Origin of the sequence: Nocardia sp. NPDC058244 (assembly GCF_042882065.1) — a bacterium.
In the GTDB taxonomy this organism is placed as follows: domain Bacteria; phylum Actinomycetota; class Actinomycetes; order Mycobacteriales; family Mycobacteriaceae; genus Nocardia.
In genome coordinates this window covers 96,208-112,545 of the sequence record NZ_JBHVWX010000015.1, presented here as the reverse complement: position 1 = coordinate 112,545, position 16,338 = coordinate 96,208, and the positions used below count along the sequence as shown (strand labels likewise).

15 protein-coding genes and 1 pseudogene are annotated in these 16,338 nt (G+C 70.9%); 12 read left to right on the top strand and 4 right to left on the bottom strand.

The annotated features are described in order from the left end of the window. Positions 1 to 8 precede the first annotated feature (8 nt). Positions 9 to 1,508: pseudogene (locus ACFVW6_RS33590) on the top strand (MFS transporter); the annotation flags it as partial. A gap of 166 nt (positions 1,509 to 1,674) precedes the next feature. Here the strand turns inward: ACFVW6_RS33590 and ACFVW6_RS33585 are convergent. Beyond that, positions 1,675 to 2,283 (bottom strand): maleylpyruvate isomerase family mycothiol-dependent enzyme, encoded by a 609-nt coding sequence (locus ACFVW6_RS33585; RefSeq protein ID WP_378830235.1) that lies wholly within the window; start codon positions 2,281 to 2,283, stop codon positions 1,675 to 1,677. Between the two features lie 67 nt (positions 2,284 to 2,350). On the opposite strand from ACFVW6_RS33585, the gene ACFVW6_RS33580 reads away from it, so the two are divergent. Further along, on the top strand, positions 2,351 to 3,241 hold the full coding sequence (locus ACFVW6_RS33580) for a MerR family transcriptional regulator (RefSeq protein ID WP_378830236.1): 891 nt from the start codon (positions 2,351 to 2,353) through the stop codon (positions 3,239 to 3,241). 46 nt (positions 3,242 to 3,287) lie between these two features. Here ACFVW6_RS33580 and ACFVW6_RS33575 read toward each other — a convergent pair whose 3' ends face one another. Further along, positions 3,288 to 3,800, bottom strand: coding sequence for a L,D-transpeptidase (locus tag ACFVW6_RS33575; protein WP_355275859.1), 513 nt, complete (start codon positions 3,798 to 3,800; stop codon positions 3,288 to 3,290). A 158-nt stretch (positions 3,801 to 3,958) separates the two neighbouring features. Further along, on the bottom strand, positions 3,959 to 5,119 hold the full coding sequence (locus tag ACFVW6_RS33570) for an FAD-dependent monooxygenase (protein WP_378830237.1): 1,161 nt from the start codon (positions 5,117 to 5,119) through the stop codon (positions 3,959 to 3,961). A gap of 87 nt (positions 5,120 to 5,206) precedes the next feature. Between ACFVW6_RS33570 and ACFVW6_RS33565 the strand changes: the two genes are divergently transcribed. The 5 genes from ACFVW6_RS33565 (at position 5,207) to ACFVW6_RS33545 (ending at position 9,093) form a co-directional block, all read left to right on the top strand. Beyond that, the gene (locus ACFVW6_RS33565) at positions 5,207 to 5,908 is read left to right on the top strand and encodes a TetR family transcriptional regulator (protein ID WP_378830238.1); all 702 of its coding nucleotides are present in this window, start codon (positions 5,207 to 5,209) and stop codon (positions 5,906 to 5,908) included. 227 nt (positions 5,909 to 6,135) lie between these two features. Further along, entirely contained in the window at positions 6,136 to 6,564 is a 429-nt protein-coding gene (locus ACFVW6_RS33560; RefSeq protein WP_378830240.1) for a PaaI family thioesterase, read from the top strand. 156 nt (positions 6,565 to 6,720) lie between these two features. Then, the gene (locus ACFVW6_RS33555; RefSeq protein WP_110035401.1) at positions 6,721 to 7,023 is read left to right on the top strand and encodes an urease subunit gamma; all 303 of its coding nucleotides are present in this window, start codon (positions 6,721 to 6,723) and stop codon (positions 7,021 to 7,023) included. A gap of 9 nt (positions 7,024 to 7,032) precedes the next feature. Next, positions 7,033 to 7,344, top strand: a complete 312-nt coding sequence (locus tag ACFVW6_RS33550; protein ID WP_355275850.1) for an urease subunit beta — start codon at positions 7,033 to 7,035, stop codon at positions 7,342 to 7,344. 27 nt (positions 7,345 to 7,371) lie between these two features. After that, positions 7,372 to 9,093 carry an urease subunit alpha gene (locus ACFVW6_RS33545; RefSeq protein ID WP_355275848.1) on the top strand — a complete coding sequence of 574 codons (1,722 nt, stop codon included), beginning with the start codon at positions 7,372 to 7,374 and terminating at the stop codon, positions 9,091 to 9,093. Between the two features lie 57 nt (positions 9,094 to 9,150). Here the strand turns inward: ACFVW6_RS33545 and ACFVW6_RS33540 are convergent, their stop codons facing one another. Next, positions 9,151 to 10,458 carry a lipase family protein gene (locus ACFVW6_RS33540; protein ID WP_355275846.1) on the bottom strand — a complete coding sequence of 436 codons (1,308 nt, stop codon included), beginning with the start codon at positions 10,456 to 10,458 and terminating at the stop codon, positions 9,151 to 9,153. 275 nt (positions 10,459 to 10,733) lie between these two features. Between ACFVW6_RS33540 and ACFVW6_RS33535 the strand changes: the two genes are divergently transcribed. The 5 genes from ACFVW6_RS33535 to ACFVW6_RS33515 all read left to right on the top strand — a co-directional run bounded on the left by ACFVW6_RS33535 (position 10,734) and on the right by ACFVW6_RS33515 (position 16,321). Continuing rightward, entirely contained in the window at positions 10,734 to 11,405 is a 672-nt protein-coding gene (locus ACFVW6_RS33535; RefSeq protein ID WP_378830242.1) for an O-methyltransferase, read from the top strand. 242 nt (positions 11,406 to 11,647) lie between these two features. Further along, positions 11,648 to 12,571: a LysR substrate-binding domain-containing protein gene (locus ACFVW6_RS33530; protein WP_355275843.1), complete on the top strand. Its 924-nt coding sequence runs from the start codon at positions 11,648 to 11,650 to the stop codon at positions 12,569 to 12,571. A gap of 87 nt (positions 12,572 to 12,658) precedes the next feature. Continuing rightward, the gene (locus ACFVW6_RS33525; protein ID WP_378830244.1) at positions 12,659 to 14,326 is read left to right on the top strand and encodes an AMP-dependent synthetase/ligase; all 1,668 of its coding nucleotides are present in this window, start codon (positions 12,659 to 12,661) and stop codon (positions 14,324 to 14,326) included. Between the two features lie 142 nt (positions 14,327 to 14,468). Further along, positions 14,469 to 15,719, top strand: coding sequence for an NAD(P)/FAD-dependent oxidoreductase (locus ACFVW6_RS33520; RefSeq protein WP_378830245.1), 1,251 nt, complete (start codon positions 14,469 to 14,471; stop codon positions 15,717 to 15,719). Further along, positions 15,716 to 16,321, top strand: coding sequence for an SGNH/GDSL hydrolase family protein (locus ACFVW6_RS33515; protein WP_355275837.1), 606 nt, complete (start codon positions 15,716 to 15,718; stop codon positions 16,319 to 16,321). Before ACFVW6_RS33520 ends, ACFVW6_RS33515 begins: the two co-directional genes overlap by 4 nt. Positions 16,322 to 16,338: the final 17 nt, after the last annotated feature.

The following is a 16,338-nucleotide window of genomic DNA, read 5'->3' as shown; positions in this document are numbered from 1 at the left end:
TCCTCCTGATGTCCGCGTTCACCGAAATCCCCGAACGGGCAGGCACCCGCCAATGGCTGGGACTGGCGGTCCTGCTCCTGCCGACGGTGCTGCTGTTCCTCACCATGACCGTCCTGTTCCTGGCCACCCCCTATATCGCCGCCGATCTGGCACCGAGCAGCGGACAGCTGTTGTGGATCAACGACATCTACGGCTTCGTGATGGCCGGGTTCCTCGTCACCATGGGCACGCTGGGTGACCGGCTCGGCCGCCGCAGGCTGCTGCTGGCCGGCGCCGCGCTGTTCGGCGTCGCCTCGGTGCTCGCGGCCTTCGCCCCCGGTCCCGAACTGCTCATCGCGTCGCGGGCGCTGATGGGGCTGGGCGCCGCCGCCGTCATGCCCGCCACCCTGTCGCTGATCACCACCATGTTCCGCGACGATCGCCAGCGCGCCACCGCCATCGGCCTGTGGGCGGCGTCGGTGTCGGCCGGGGTGGCGCTCGGCCCGCTGCTCGGCGGACTGATGCTGGCCTCGCTGTGGTGGGGCGCGTCCATGCTGATCGGCGTGCCGGTGATGCTGCTGGTCGTGCTCGCGGTGCCGGTGCTGGTGCCCGAGTACCGGGCGCCCGCGGCGGGCAGGCTCGATCCGATCAGTGTCGCGCTGTCGCTGGCCGCGCTGCTGCCGTTCGTCCACGGCGTGAAGAAGCTCGCCGAGGCCGGACCCACCGCCACGTCGGTGCCGACCCTGCTCGCCGGGGTGCTGTTCGCGGTGGTCTTCGTCCGCAGGCAGCTGCGCCTGGCCGACCCGCTGCTCGACGTGCGGCTGTTCGCCGACCGGACCTTCAGCGGATCGCTGGGCGTGTACATGCTCGCGGCCATCGCCCTGGGCGGGGTGTACCTGCTGTTCACGCAGTATCTGCAGCTGGTCGCCGCCCAGTCGCCGCTGGCGGCCGGGCTGTGGATCCTGCCCGCCGCGATCGGCCTGGTGATCGTCTCCACCGTCACTCCCGCGCTCGCCCGTCGCGTCCGGCCCGCGTTCCTGATCGCCGCGGGTCTGGCGGTGTCGACGGTCGGCTACCTGGTGCTGACCCAGGTCGAGAGCGTCGCGGGTCTGCCGTTGCTCATCGTCGGCTTCTACGTCCTGTACCCGGGTATCGCCCCGGCCATGGCGCTGATCCCCGGCCTGGTCATCGGCGCCGCCCCGGCGGAGAAGGCGGGTGCCGCCTCGGCGGTGAACAGCACGGCCAGCGACCTGGGAGTCGCGCTCGGTGTCGCGCTCCTCGGCAGCGTCGGTGCCGCGGTGTACCGGTCGGGAATGTCGGACGCCGACGGCGCGGCCGCGGAAACCCTGCCCGGAGCACTGAGTTCGGCCGACTCCCTGCCCGCCGATGTCGCCGAGTCGGTCGTCGCCGCCGCACGCGAGGCGTTCACCCACGGCCTCAACGCCGCCGCGTGGACCGCGGCCGTGCTGTCCGCCGCCGGTGCGGTCCTGGCCGTCGCCCTGTTGCGCCGGATCCCGGCAGGTGCCACGTCCGTGCCGGATTCTGGTGCGGTGGAGGATGATCCTGCCGCGAGCGACCGGGACGTGGTGGCGGTGTAGCCGGGCCCGTTCGTGGTCGAGCCGACCGTCGGCCCACCCTGCCACCACCCGACGATCCGCGGTGCCGAGTAGTTCGGTGCCGCGGATCGTCGCGTCGTCAGCGATCCGGTGATGTCCGGCCGGTGACGATCATCAGCAGCTCGGCGGCAGTCCCGGTGACCGGTGTGCCGGTGCCCGTGTGCCACCCGGTATCTGTCGCGGTGAGGGCGTATCCGGCCAGGCGGGTGCGTGCGTGGAACGGGGTGCCCATCGCCCACACGCGTTCCAGGGACCACTGTGCCGCCGCGGTCGGCATCACGCGGTCGACGCCGAGGGGGACCGCGATGTCCTGTCCGTGGACCAGCAGATCCATCAGCCGGTCGGTCGGTGTCGTCCCGATCGGGGTGATGCGTGAGTCGACGGTGGCCCGCAGCGCGTCGAGCAGTTCGGCGGTCGACATCCGGTCGGCGAGGCGGACGGCGGTGTCGTGGATGAGCCGGTCGAGATTCCCGCGGGCCCGGATCAGGTTCACCAGAAGCGAGCCGATCGTCACCCGGGTGGCCAGCACGAGGTGCGCCACCACATCCCGGACCCGCCAGCCCGTGCACAACGAAGGGGTGTCCCATGCGGATTCGGGCAGGTCGGCCAGCAGGTCGGCGAGGGTGGCGCGTTCGACGGCGACCGCCGCCCAGATCGCGTCGTCGGTACGGGAAGTTCGGGTGGTCATGGGTCCTCCTTCGCTGGGGTGTCGTCGGTACCGTAGGAACTCCACCGAGGTGGAGGTGCCAGTGACTGTGACCGACAGCACACCGATGACGATCGGCGAACTCGCGACCCGGACCGGCGTCGCGGTCCGCACGATCCGGTTCTACTGCGACGAGGGCCTGCTCGAGGTGCGCCGCACCGCGGCCGGGCATCGGGTGTTCGACCGGGCCGCGGTCGATCGCCTGCGACTGCTGCGCCGGTTGCGCACCTTCGGCATCGGGCTGACCGCCATCGCCGACGTTCTCTCGGGCACCCGGTCGATCACGGAGGTGATCGCCACCGAACGTGCCGCCGTCGACGCCGAGTTCGCGGCGTTGAGCCACCGTCGCGCGCTTCTCGCCGCCGTCGAGCATGCCGCTCCCGCGGCGCTGGATCTGCTTGCCGCCGTGGCGGATCCGGCGGCGGCCCGGACTGCCCTCGGCGCCTTCTGGCGTCGTCAGCTGGCACCGCTGCCGCGTCCGCTGATCGAGGACTTCCTCGACATGAACGTCCCCGAACCCACTCCCGACGCCCCACCCGAGGACCTGCTCGCCTACGCGGAACTCGTCGCGCTCGTGACGAATCCGGCACTGTCGACGGCGATGTCGGACACCATCCGCCACCGCGGCACCCCGGGCGTCCGCGACGAGCGCCGCCTGCTCCTCGACGTGGCCGACGCCTGTCTGGCCGCGGCACCGGCGGTCGCCGCGGGCCGCGCGCCCGCGCCCGGCGCCGAACTCGATCACTACGTCGACATCCACGCGGGCGCGCGCGGCCTGGCCGACACCCCGGCCTTCCGGCGACAGCTGCTGGCCGACACCGCCGACACCGCCGACGTCCGCCGGTACTGGCAGCTCACCGCCACCCTCGCCGGCGACGCGGTGACCTCCGGCGCGGCGCACCTCTGGCTCTTCGACGCGCTCACCGTCGCCGTGGCATGACAAAGGGGAGGCCGATGATCCGGCCTCCCCTTCGGGTCACGACGGCTCAGGGAACCACTTCGACGATGTCGCCCGGTTCCAGCCACTCGTAGTGCGCCTTCGCGCCTTCGGGCGTCAGCCGGATGCAGCCGTGCGACTGCTCCTCGGTGGGCCCGATGTGATAGGCGATGTCGCCGTTGAAGAAGACCGCGTACTCCATCGGCGCGTTGTGCAGGGTGCTCCAGTGGAACGGCTTCTTGAACGCCACCTTGAAGACCCCGGGCGGGGTCTCGTAGCCGGGACGGCCGTGCGACATCGGGCTCGGCCCGAAGGTCACCTTGCCGTTGTCCATCAGCCAGGCGTTGTTGGTGGACAGCTGCAGGCAGGCGCGCGCCTTCTCGCTACACGGCGCGACCACCGGCTCCGGCGGCGGCGCGGGAATGATCGCCGGAACGCCGGGAACATCGGGACCGCCGGGCCACAGCGGCTCGGCCTGCACCGGCGCCGCGACGGCGGCTCCGGCGACGGCCGCGCACAGGGCCGCCTGCGCGGCCCAGCGGGGGATACGACTACTACTCACGAAATCTTGCCTCTCTCGCCGCGCCCACCCCTGGCCGTCGTGCGCCCAGAACATGAGCTTTCAACATCGACACAAGCCTCGGAAACATAGAGGTACGTGTGATCATGGAGTATTGCGATCGTGTTGAGCAAGCCCAGGCGGCCGTCTCCGGCGCGCCGTCACGCGGCCCGTACGCGCTCCGGCCGGAACACCCGGGCGGCCAACGGCGGCAACACCATCAGCCGGGTGAGCTGATTGCGCAGCCGGATGGCGGTGTGCGAGCCGGGGATCAGCATCGCGCCGCTCGCCCGGACCGACCGCTGACGAGCGCGCACGGTGGCCCGCAAACCCCGCTCGTAGCGGGCGAACGCGGCCCGATGCCCGTCGCCGACGGCGAGCTCGGTGGCCAGCCGGTGCGCGCCCTCGACGGCCAGCGACGCGCCGGCGCCGGACAGCAGCGTCGCGCAGTAGGCGGCGTCGCCGACGAGGCCGACCCGCCCGCGCGACCAGCCGGGCATCCGGATCTGGGTGATCGCGTCGAGGTAGAAGCCCGGATCGGCGGTCGCCGCGTCGACCAGGGCGCCGACCCGCCAGGCATCGGTGTCGAAGTGGCTGCGCAACAGCTCTTTCTGCGCCTGCTGGTCCCGGGGCACGGCGAGCTCGCGCGGGGTGCGGAAGGCGAAGAACGCCTGGGCGCTCGCGTGCCTGCCGGACCGGTAGACCCCGGCGACCCGGCCCGGTGCGTTGTGCAGCGTCACCTCCCGCGCGGTGCCGAAGTCCGGGTCGACGGCGGCGGTGGCGAAGCACAGGCCCAGGGGATAGGCGGCCTCCGACTCCGGGCGCACCGCGAGCTCGCGCACCCGCGAGTGCAATCCGTCCGCGCCGATGACCAGGTCGAACTCCGCGCTGGTCCCGCTCGTGAACTCGACCTGGACCGACGCCTCGTCCTGGGTGATCGAGGCGACGGAGTCGCCGAACCGGTAGTCGGCGTCGTCGGCGGTGGCCTCGTAGAGGACGCGGGCGAGGTCGCCGCGCATCACCTCGAGGTCGTCGGGGCCGTTGAACGTGCTGGTCGGCATGCCCGCGACCCGCCTGCCGTCGGCGTCGACGAAGGTGAGCTGCCGGATGTCGGTGGCGAGCTCGCGCACCGCGGGCAGCACGCCCATGGCGTCGGCGACGCGCACGGCGGCACCGCGCAGGTCGACACCGTTGCCGCCGGGCCGCGGCGCGGGGGCGAGCTCGACGACGGTGGGCGCGACGCCGTGCCGGGCGAGCCACCAGGCGAGGGTGGGACCGGCGATACCGGCACCGGAAACGAGAATGCGTGGACTGGTCGGCATGGCGACTCTCCTCGGGGGAACTGACCTGTGGTCAGTCCTCACGGTAGATTTCTGACCCCCGGTCAGTCAAGGCGCTAGGATGTCCCGATGACGGACGAGCAGACAGCGGGCACCCGTGAGCGCATCCTGGCCGTCGCCATGGAGCTGTTCGGCGCGCACGGGTACCACCGCACCACGGTCCGCGCGATCGCCGATCAGCTGAACATCTCCAAAGCCGGTGTGCTCTACCACTTCCCGAGCAAATACGACATCCTCGCCGGGCTCGCCGAGCCGCTGCTCGTCGCGATGGCCGGGGCGGTCGCCGACGCTGCCCATCCCGATCCGCGCACGGCCAGGCGGCAGGTCCTGGAAGGGCTGCTCGAGGTGTTCCTCGAGTACCGGTATCTGTTGCGGCTCAATGTGAACGACCTGGCACTCGCCGCGCCCGGCGCGATCTTCGAGCGGTTCCGCACCACGATGCTGGCGGCGAACCGGCTCGTCGCCGGCCCGAGTCCGGCGCTGGCCGAGCGGGTGCGGGCGGCGCAGGCGCTGGGCGCGCTCAGCGACCCGGTGGTGTTGTTCGCCGAGGAATCGCCCGCCGACCTGCGGGCGGAAGTCCTGGCCGGGGTCGAATTGCTCTATCCCGAGGCCGTGCGTCCGGTGGTCGCGCCGCGCGGACGGCCCGCCGCGCTCGACGCGGAGCGCATCGCGGCCGCGCGCCGGATGAGCGAGGTCGAGCAGCGCAGCGCCACCGAGATCGCCGCCGTGCTCGGCGTCTCGCGCGCGACGGTGTATCGGTATCTCAAATAGGAAATTATGAGACTGTTTTTGAGACGAATGAGACGGATCAGCGAGGCGCTTGACCACTTAGGTAAGCCTGACCTATGCTCATCTCGGCGTATGGATGAGCCGGTGGTCCCGAGGGCTGCGGTCGACCCCCTCATTCCTGCCGCGGCGGGCTCCGTCCCTGTGACGGGGTCCGCCGCTTCGTCTCCCGGGGTGTCGGCCGCGGAATCCGATGGTGTAGACCGGAGCGTATGACCGACAACACCCTGTCCCTGGCCGCGATCACCCCGGAGCTGATGACCAAGGCCAGCGAAGGCACCTTCACCGATCTGATCGGGTTGCGCTACACGGAGGTGGGCCCCGACCGGGTGCGCGGCGAATGGGAGGTGCGTCCGCAGCTGCACCAGCCCGCGGGCATCCAGAACGGTGGCGTCTACTGCACCGTCATCGAGACCCTGGCCAGCGTGGGCGCCGGTGTCTGGTTCGGCGAGCGCGGCTCGGTCGTCGGCGTCAACAACAACACCGACTTCCTGCGCGCGGTCCGCGAGGGCGTGCTCACCGGCGAGGCCACCCCGATCCATCGGGGCCGCAGCCAGCAGCTCTGGGTCGTGGTGATCACCGACGCCGAGGGCCGCACCGTCGCCCGCGGTCAGGTCCGCCTGCAGAACCTCGCCGCCTGACCCCCGTAGTCATGAATTGCCGGGGGTGCCGCCCGGCTCGGCGGGTTCGCGTGCGGAGGAGGCCGGGTGGTCGGGGACCGTGTCGGGTGGACGGGCAGGGGCGCGTCGGGCGTGTCAGAATGTCGGACACCTGACCACGATCCGTGAGGAGACCCGATGCGCCTGTCGCCGCACGAGCAGGAACGGCTGCTCTTGAGCTACGCGGCCGAACTGGCCCGCCGCAGGCAGGCGCGGGGACTCAAGCTCAACCACCCCGAGGCGGTCGCGCTGATCACCGATCATGTGCTCGAAGGCGCCAGGGACGGGCGGACCGTGGCCGAGCTGATGTCCTCGGGGCGCTCGGTGCTCACTCGTGACGACGTCATGGCCGGCGTTCCGGAGATGATCCACGACGTGCAGGTCGAGGCGACCTTCCCCGACGGCACCAAACTCGTCACCGTGCACCACCCGATCGGATAGGCGACGCCCATGATTCCCGGTGAATACCTCTGTGCCGAGGGCACGATCGAACTCAACGCGGGCGCCGTGCGCGTCGAACTCGACGTCGTCAACACCGGCGACCGCCCCGTCCAAGTCGGCAGCCACGTCCACTTCCCACAGGCCAACGCCGCCCTGGACTTCGACCGCGCGGCCGCGCACGGCCACCGCCTCGACATCCCCGCAGGCACCGCGGTCCGCTTCGAACCCGGTCTGCCGCAACGGGTCTCGCTGGTGCCGATCGCCGGCACCCGCGAGGTGTACGGGATCAGCGCGAACCCGCCGGGCCGCCTCGATGCGTGAGTCCACGACCTCTTCGGGAGAGAACCGATGACCGAACTGAGCCGCGCCCGCTACGCCGAACTGTTCGGGCCGACCACCGGCGACCGCATCCGGCTCGCCGACACCGACCTGATCATCGAGATCACCGAGGACCGCAGCGGCGGACCGGGTCTCGCCGGTGAGGAAGCCGTCTTCGGCGGCGGCAAGGTGCTGCGCGAATCGATGGGCCAGTCCCGCGCCACCCGCGCCGACGGCGCTCCCGACACCGTCATCACCGGCGTGGTGATCATCGATCACTGGGGCATCATCAAGGCCGACGTCGGCATCCGCGACGGCCGCGTCTGCGGTATCGGCAAGGCGGGCAACCCCGACACCATGTCGGGTGTGCACCCGGACCTGGTCGTCGGCCCGTCGACGGAGATCATCGCGGGCAACGGCCGCATCCTCACCGCGGGCGCCATCGACTGTCACGTGCACTTCATCTGTCCGCAGCTGCTGGACGAGGCGCTCGGCGGCGGCATCACCACGCTCATCGGCGGCGGCACCGGCCCGGCCGAGGGCTCCAAGGCCACCACCGTCACCCCCGGCTCCTGGCACCTGGCCCGGATGCTGGAGGCACTCGACCACTGGCCGATGAACATCGTGCTGCTCGGCAAGGGCAACACGGTCAGCCAGGAATCCATGTGGGAGCAGTTGCGCGCCGGCGCTTCGGGTTTCAAGCTGCACGAGGACTGGGGTTCCACGCCCGCCGCCATCGACGCCTGCCTCACCGTCGCCGACGCGGCGGGCGTGCAGGTGGCGCTGCACTCGGACACCCTGAACGAAGCCGGGTTCGTCGAGGACACCCTGGCCGCCATCGCCGGGCGTGGCATCCACGCCTACCACACCGAGGGCGCGGGCGGCGGGCACGCGCCCGACATCATCACCGTCGCTTCGTATCTGAACGTGCTGCCCAGTTCCACCAACCCGACCCGGCCGCACACCGTCAACACCCTCGACGAGCACCTCGACATGCTCATGGTCTGTCACCACCTGAGCCCGTCGATCCCCGAGGACCTGGCCTTCGCCGAATCGCGGATCCGCCCGTCCACCATCGCCGCCGAGGACCTGCTGCACGACCTGGGCGCCATCTCGATGATCGGCTCGGACTCCCAGGCCATGGGCCGCATCGGCGAGGTGGTCATGCGTACCTGGCAGACCGCGCACGTGATGAAACGCCGCCGCGGTGCCCTGTCCGGCGACGGCGCGGCCGACAACGCCCGGGTGCAGCGCTACATCGCGAAATACACCATCTGCCCGGCGGTCGCGCACGGGCTCGACGACGAGATCGGCTCGGTGGAGGTCGGCAAACTGGCCGATCTGGTGCTGTGGGAGCCCGCGTTCTTCGGGGTGCGCCCGCACGCGGTCCTCAAGGGCGGCATGATCGCCTGGGCCGCGATGGGCGACGCCAACGCCTCCATCCCCACGCCGCAGCCGGTGCTGCCGCGCCCGATGTTCGGTGCCGCGGCCCCCGCCGCGGCGGCCACCTCACTGCACTTCGTCTCCGAGCAGGCCATCGACGACGGCCTGGCGAACCGGCTCGACGTGCGCCGGAAGCTGGCGCCGGTCAAAAACGTCCGCCGGGTCACCAAGGCCGACATGCCGCGCAACGACGCGATGCCGCGGATCGAGGTCGACCCCGACACCTTCACCGTCCGCGTCGACGGCGAGGTGTGGACCGAGGAACCGGCCACCGAACTGCCGATGGCCCAGCGCTACTTCCTGTTCTGAGTCCGGAGACGACACCGGGGGCCCGCGCCGTTGCGGGCCCCCGGTGCCGTGCGGCGCTCAGTCGAACGAGCAGCCGCCGACCGGCTTGTCGGCAAGCCGGTCGAGCAGGTAGGTCACCGCGTTGTCGGGACCGAAGCCGTCGATCAGTTCCGGACCGAAGTGGTTCGGGATGGTCGTGCCGGGCAGGATCGGCGGCAGTTCGTTGGTGCGGAAGGTGACCGTGGCGCCCTGGCCGCACCAGTCCTCGGCGAGGCGGCGGGCCTGGCCGTAGGGGACGGTGTCGTCGTTGCGGCCGCTGGTGATCAGCACCGGGGTGGTGGGCGCGGTGCTGCCGATGCGCAGTTCCGCGAGCACCGGAGCGGCCTCCGGCAGCTCGGCGAGGTGCTCGGTGAGCGAACGCCCGTCCACGGTCAGTGAATTCGTCTTCATGAACGGGTGATAGGTGATCAGGTCGGCGACGCACGAGTCGCTCAGGGTCGCGAGCTTCGCCCGGCCCTGCGGGCTGGTCACCCGATCGACGGCCTGCTGGAGTTCGGGGTAGCGGGCGAGCATGCCGTTGACCGCGAAGCCGATCGCGCCGCCGATCAGGGCGCCGTCGATGCGGGTCAGGATGGCCGACAGATCGGCGACCGGTCCACCGGCCCAGGTTCCCTTGAGATTCAGCTCCGGCGCGTAGCTGGGCGCCATCTCCGCGGCCGCGGCGGTGGCACCGCCGCCCTGCGAGTAGCCCCACAGCACCAGCGGCGTCTCGGGGCCGACCCCGGCGAGCGCGTTGGCGGCGCGGGCGCCGTCGAGGATCGCGTGGCCGCTTTCGAACCGGTTGGCGTAGGTGTGGATGCCGGGGGTGCCGAGGCCGATGTAGTCGGTGATCAGCACCCGCGCGCCGAGCGCGCTCCACACCGCCGAGGACGGCAGCTCCTGGTTCGCCGAGAGCCCCAGCGGGTCGGCGGTCACCGAGACGCCGGTCGAGAACGCCACCGACATCGCGCACCGGTCGCCCTGGCCGGAGGTGCCGGGGCCGATGACCACGGTCGGCCGCGGGCCCGCGCCCTGCCACGGGTTCTTCGGCTCGATGTAGGTGCCGGAGACGGCGACGGGGGAGCCGTCCTGCAACCGGCTGGTGTACATCACGTGCTGGGCCTGGGTCGGCCAGCCCGCCGCGGTCGGCGGGGTGGCCAGGATCGTCATCGGCTGGGTCTTCACGATCGCGCCCGGGGTCTGCGGGATCTCCGCGGGCGGCACGTAGAACGCGCTGACCGGCTCCGCCGCCACCTGCGTGCCGACCACCCCGGATCCGGCCACCGCGGCCAGGCAGGCCAGTGCGGTCACCGCCGCCCGGCGCGCCAGCGATCGTGCTTGCTGCATACCACTCCCATCGATGCCACCGCCGCACCGCTGCGGCTGTGTCCTGAGCCGCGGCGGGGGTAGATCATGACGCACGTCACGTCGCAGCGGCCGACCGAACGGTAACACTGTTACCGCACGCCGGGAACCCCGGGTCGGCCCAACGGCGGGCGGCGCGCCGAGCGGTGGACGGTGATTCGGTCCGGTCGCCGAGCGGGCCTGCGGGAGTGGGACATCCGGCGCAGCGCGGGCTCGAGTCCGCGCCGGTGGCCGCCGATGGTGGCACACTGGCGCCCATGACGGACAACGACTGGGCCGGTGTCGATCGCTATATCGTGGACGCGCTGGTGGGCGACGACGGCGCGCCCGCCCTCGCCGCGAACGCCGAGGCCGGACTGCCCGCGATCGACGTCTCGCCCCCGCAGGGCAAGTTCCTGCACCTGCTGGCCCGGTCGGCGGGCGCGCGCCGGATCCTCGAGATCGGCACCCTCGGCGGGTACAGCACCGAATGGCTGGCCAGGGCGGTCGGCGACGACGGCACCGTGGTCACCCTCGAGTTCGAACCGCGCCACGCCAAGGTCGCGCGGGAGAATCTGGACCGGGCCGGGGTCGGGGCCAGGGTGGACATCCGGGTCGGTGCCGCGCTGGACACGCTGCCCGAGGTCGCCGAGGACATGACCGAGCCGTTCGACCTGGTGTTCATCGACGCGGACAAGATCAACAACGCCAACTACGTGCAGTGGGCGCTGCGGCTGACCCGGCCCGGCTCGGTGGTCATCGTCGACAATGTGGTGCGCCGCGGCGGGCTGGCCGACGAGCAGTCCGAGGATCCCAACGTGCGCGCCAGCCGCGAACTGGTCGAACTGCTCGCCGCCGAGCCGAGCCTGGACGCGACGGTGCTGCAGACGGTCGGCTCGAAGGGCTGGGACGGCTTCGCCTACGCGGTCGTCAACGGGCCGGAGTCCTGAGTACTGGGCAAGCGCGCACACCTTCCGCAAGGCCGCCACGGCGCGGTAGAGTGAGCGGTTCCGTGGCAGGCCCTGGCGCGCCTGGTGTTTCGGTGCCGGTCCGCGGCGCGCCGGGTCGGCCACGCCGTGTCCGGGGCGGGTTCACCCACCGGCAACGCGCACGGCGACTTCTGGGCGATCGGTATTCATCACGGGTTATCCGGCCTCGATAGCGTGGTGGTACTCGGAAGGAGCCCGGCGTCATGGAATTCCGACACCTCGTTTCGTTCATCACCATCGCCGAAGAGTTGCATTTCGGTCGCGCAGCGCAGCGCCTCCATCTGACCCAACCAAGTCTCAGTGCCCAGCTGCAGAAGCTGGAGAAATCGCTCGGCGTCCAACTGGTCGCCCGCAACTCCCATGAGGTGCGGCTGACCCCGGCGGGACGGGAGTTCGAACTCCAGGCCCGCCAGATCGTCGCCCAGCTCGACCGCGCCGCCCAGGCGGCCAAGGCGACCGCCGAAGGTCGCGCTGGCAGTCTCAATATCGGCTACAACCTGCCCGCCAGCAGGCACGTGCTGCCGGAGGCACTGACCAGGATGACCGAACGACACCCCGACATCGTGGTGTCGCTGTGGGAGAAGCGGACCGGGCCCCAGCTGGCCGGCCTCGCCGACGGCTCACTCGATCTGGCCCTGGTCTACGGTCACCCCAGTACCGCGGACTTCCGGTATCGCCGTCTGCTACACCGGGTTCCGCTGGTGGCCGTCGTCGGCCGCCGACATCGGTGGGCGGACCGGCCGGGAGTGCCGTTCGCCGAATTACAGAGTCAGGACTGTGTGCTGTTCGCGCGCGAGCAGTGTCCCGCGATGTACGACACGATCCTGCGCTCGGCCGCCGAGACCAGGATCTCGCTCAATGTCACGCATTCGGCCGACGACCCCGGCGCGACCGCGCACATGGTCTCGGTCCGTCCACTGGTCGGGTTCGCCTCGCTACCGCGGGCGATTTCGATGGGAATGGGTGTGGCGGGCAGCAGCTCGGTGGCGGTGAAATTGTTCGATCCGGTGCCGACGCTGGATTTGCACGCGGTGTGGCGTGCCGACGAGCCGAACCCCGCCGTGTCGCTGTTCCTGGAATGCATCGAATCGGCACAGATAGATGATGTCCGGGCATTGTCGGCGTGAACCCGTCGATAGGACATGACTCTCGCACGGTAGGAACAGCGATGGCGGCGGCGACGGGAATGGTTGCCGCCGTGAAGAATTCAATTCGTGAACACAGTGTCTGTCACCGCGAACGGATTCGTTCCATCCGATAGTTCCAGTCTGTATGAGATTGTTTCCGAAGCGGCACGGCGTGACCCCGCGCGCCATTCCCTGTGTGCCGTCGACGGAACCCAGCTGACCACCGGCGACCTCGACACCCGCGTCCGCGCGCTCGCCTCGGCCCTGCTCGACCGAGCGGTGGCCGCGGGCGACCGCGTGGCCGTGCTCGGCCGCACGAGCCTGGAGTGGGCGCTGCTCGACTGCGCCGCCGTCGCGATCGGCGCGGTGATCGTGCCGGTGTACCCGACCTCCTCGCCGGCCCAGATCGAACACATCCTGCGCGACAGCGGCAGCCGCTTCTTCGCGGCCGAGACCGCCGACGACGCGGTCCGGCTGACCTCGGCGGGCGCCGACGGCGAGGTCTGGTCCTTCGACGAACTCGGCGCGTGGTCCACCCGGGGCGCCGAGCACCCCGAGCTCAACGCGCGGCTCGCCGCGGTCGGCGCCGGTGACCTGGCGATGATCGTCTACACCAGCGGCACCACCGGTCTGGCCAAGGGCTGCATGATCAGCCACCGCAACATGTACGTCACCGCAGCGAACACCGCCCGCCAGACCGGCACGCTGTTCGATGGTACGACCGCGCTGGCGCTGCCGCTCTCGCACGTGTTCGGTCAGACCATCCTGTTCGCCTGCCTCTACGGCGGCAGCCGCACCCACCTGCTGCCCGGCGTGCCCGACCTGGTGCCCGCCCTGTCCCGGCTGCGTCCCACCTTCCTGGCGCTGGTGCCCTACGCGCTGGAGAAGATCCGCAAGCACACCCGCGCCCTGCTCACCGAGGAGCAGGAGGCGGCGGCGGTCGACCGCGGACTCGCGGTGCTGGCCGAGGGGGCGGCGCCGACCCCGGCCGACGACGCCGTGGCGGCCGCCTTCGGTGGGCAGTTGCGCCATGTGATCTCCGGCGGCGCGTCCCTCGACGACACCACGGCGGGCTTCTACGCCGGTGTCGGCGTGGTGATCCTGAACTGCTACGGCCTGACCGAGGCGGCCACCGCGGTCACCGTCAGCGCGCCGGAGACCAACCGGCTCGGCACCGTCGGGCGCCCGATTCCCGGCACCGAGGTCGGCATCGGCGACGACGGTGAGGTGCTGGTCCGCGGCCCGCACGTCTCGCCGGGGTACTGGGGCGCTGCGGCCGATCAGCGGCCCGTCGACGCGGAGGGCTGGCTGCACACCGGCGACATCGGCGAACTCGACGACGGCCACCTGCGGATCACCGGGCGCAAGAAGGAGATCCTGGTGACCTCGGGCGGCAAGAACGTCGCCCCGACCCTGCTCGAGGACCGGATCCGGCTGCACCCGCTGGTCAGCAACTGCATGGTCGTCGGTGACGGGCGTCCGTTCGTGACCGCGCTGGTCACCCTCGACGCCGACCGCGCCGCCAAGTGGCAGATCGACCACCCCGACACCGACCCCGCCACCGAGATCCAGGCCGCCGTCGACGACGCCAATTCCCTGGTGTCGCGCGCGGAATCCATTCGCGCATTCCGCGTCGTCGACGGCGATTTCACCGTCGACGCCGGCCTGCTCACCTCGTCGCTGAAATTGCGCAGAGCCGCGATCGCCGACACCTATTCCGCGGACATAAATCAGCTGTACGTGTCGCGCGGGTAACGCGACGCGAAATTCCCCCCGCCGTCCCGCCGACGATAGCCGGGACCGATCGGCCGATGAATTGCGGTGGCCAGCAGTGGTTTCCGCAATACACCGGCGACAGACTCGAAATCGGAATTCGACCACCGAAAGTGATCACATCATGTATGACGTCATCGTCGTCGGAACCCGGGTCGCGGGCTCGCCCCTGGCCATGCTGCTGGCCCGTCAGGGTTACCGGGTGCTCGCCGTGGATCGCGCGACCTTTCCCAGCGACACCCCGTCCACGCACTACATCCACCAGGCCGGCCTCGGCTTTCTGAAGTCCTGGGGTCTGCTCGACACCGTCGTGGCCACCGGCTGCCCGCCGATCCGCCACCTCAACTTCACCTACACCGACATCGAGATCCCGGGCATGGCCGACCCGTCGGCCGACGGCATCGACGCCGTGTACTGCCCGCGCCGCACCGTGCTCGACAAGATCCTGGTCGACGCGGCGGGGGAGTCCGGCGCCGAGCTGATCGAGGGCTTCACCGTCACCGGGCTGCTGCGTGACGGCGACCGGGTCGCCGGCATCCGCGGCCGGGTCGGCGAGGGCCCCGAGCAGGAGTTCCGCGCGAAACTGGTTGTCGGCGCGGACGGTTCGAACTCGATCGTCGCCAAGGAGGTCGGCGCGGCCACCTACGAGGGCTCGCCCGCGGCCTGCTTCGTCTACTACTCGTACTACGAGGGCGTCGACTGGGGCATGCACCACCGCACCGGTTTCGGTGAGCAGCAGTTCGCCTCCTGGCCGACCAACGACGGCCTGGCGCTGGTCGCGGTCATGCGCAAGCGCGACCGTTTCCGCGACTTCCGCACCGATCCCGACGCCGGCCTGCAGGAGATCGTCGACCAGGTCGACCCGGAGATCGGCGCGCGCCTGCGCGACACCGGCAAGCGGGTCGAGCCGTTCCGGCCGATGCTGTACCCGGACAACTACCGGCGCCAGTCCTTCGGTCCCGGCTGGGCCCTGGTCGGCGACGCCGGCTACCACAAGGACCCGTTCACCGGCTGGGGCATCACCGACGCCTTCAAGTACAGCCAGCTGCTGGCCGACCTGGTGCACGAAAGCCTCTCGGGCGCACGTCCGTTCTCCGAGACCATGCCGGAGTACCAGCGCGAGCGCGATGCCCAGAGCGCCAGCACCTACGAGCTGACCCAGTCGATCTCCGACCTCACCCTCACGCCGTACTACGACTCGGTGTTCCGCGCGGCGAGCCGCAGCGAGCACTACTCGAAGAAGTTCTTCGGTCTGATCGCCGGGCTGTACCCGCCGGACAAGTTCTTCGGCGAGGAGGAGCTGGCCGCGCTCTACGAAGAGGTGAACTTCCCCGTCGCCGACCGGCATGTGGTGAATACCGGAGTCTCGGCATGATCGCGGCCGGCCTGACGGCGCTCGGCGACAGCTTCGTGGAAGGCCGGGGCGACCCGGCCGCGGCGGGCGGCTACCGGGGCTGGGTGTCGCGGCTGGGCGGCCAGCTCGGCCTGCGCCCCGCCACGATTCGCAACTTCGGCACCCACGGCGCCACCACCGGTGATGTCGTCGCGGGTCAGCTGGCGGCGGCGACGAGCGCGCGGGCCGGCCTCTACGGTGTGGTTGTCGGCGTGAACGACCTGGTCAGCGCGTACGACGAGGCTCGTTTCGCCGACAACCTGCACACCATCTTCACCACCTTGCGGGCGGGCAAGGCCACCGTGTTCACGGCGACCTACCCCGACATCCCCGCCCGGCTGCCCGTCCCCGACGGCTTCCGCGCGCTGCTGCGCGAGCGGTTCGCCGTCGCCAACGAGGTACTCGCCCGCGTCACCGCCGACACGGGCACCCTGCTGCTGGATATCGCGGCGCACCCCGACTGGGCCCGGCCGGAGGTGTGGACCGCCGACGGTCTGCACCCCAGTCCGGCGGGTCACCGCCTTTTCGCCGCCACCGCGGCCGAACTGATCTCGTCGACCACCGCCACCACTGTCGCCGCTTGAGTTTCGCGACTGCCCGT

Bases quoted from the DNA above. Each gene is read 5' to 3' on its own strand.
- ACFVW6_RS33555 (WP_110035401.1), top strand. From the start codon at position 6,721: ATGCGCCTGTCGCCGCACGAGCAGGAACGGCTGCTCTTGAGCTACGCG.
- ACFVW6_RS33515 (WP_355275837.1), top strand. From the start codon at position 15,716: ATGATCGCGGCCGGCCTGACGGCGCTCGGCGACAGCTTCGTGGAAGGC.
- ACFVW6_RS33570 (WP_378830237.1), bottom strand. From the start codon at position 5,119: ATGCCGACCAGTCCACGCATTCTCGTTTCCGGTGCCGGTATCGCCGGT.
- ACFVW6_RS33560 (WP_378830240.1), top strand. From the start codon at position 6,136: ATGACCGACAACACCCTGTCCCTGGCCGCGATCACCCCGGAGCTGATG.
- ACFVW6_RS33545 (WP_355275848.1), top strand. From the start codon at position 7,372: ATGACCGAACTGAGCCGCGCCCGCTACGCCGAACTGTTCGGGCCGACC.
- ACFVW6_RS33550 (WP_355275850.1), top strand. From the start codon at position 7,033: ATGATTCCCGGTGAATACCTCTGTGCCGAGGGCACGATCGAACTCAAC.
- ACFVW6_RS33530 (WP_355275843.1), top strand. From the start codon at position 11,648: ATGGAATTCCGACACCTCGTTTCGTTCATCACCATCGCCGAAGAGTTG.
- ACFVW6_RS33520 (WP_378830245.1), top strand. From the start codon at position 14,469: ATGTATGACGTCATCGTCGTCGGAACCCGGGTCGCGGGCTCGCCCCTG.
- ACFVW6_RS33535 (WP_378830242.1), top strand. From the start codon at position 10,734: ATGACGGACAACGACTGGGCCGGTGTCGATCGCTATATCGTGGACGCG.
- ACFVW6_RS33565 (WP_378830238.1), top strand. From the start codon at position 5,207: ATGACGGACGAGCAGACAGCGGGCACCCGTGAGCGCATCCTGGCCGTC.
- ACFVW6_RS33585 (WP_378830235.1), bottom strand. From the start codon at position 2,283: ATGACCACCCGAACTTCCCGTACCGACGACGCGATCTGGGCGGCGGTC.
- ACFVW6_RS33540 (WP_355275846.1), bottom strand. From the start codon at position 10,458: ATGCAGCAAGCACGATCGCTGGCGCGCCGGGCGGCGGTGACCGCACTG.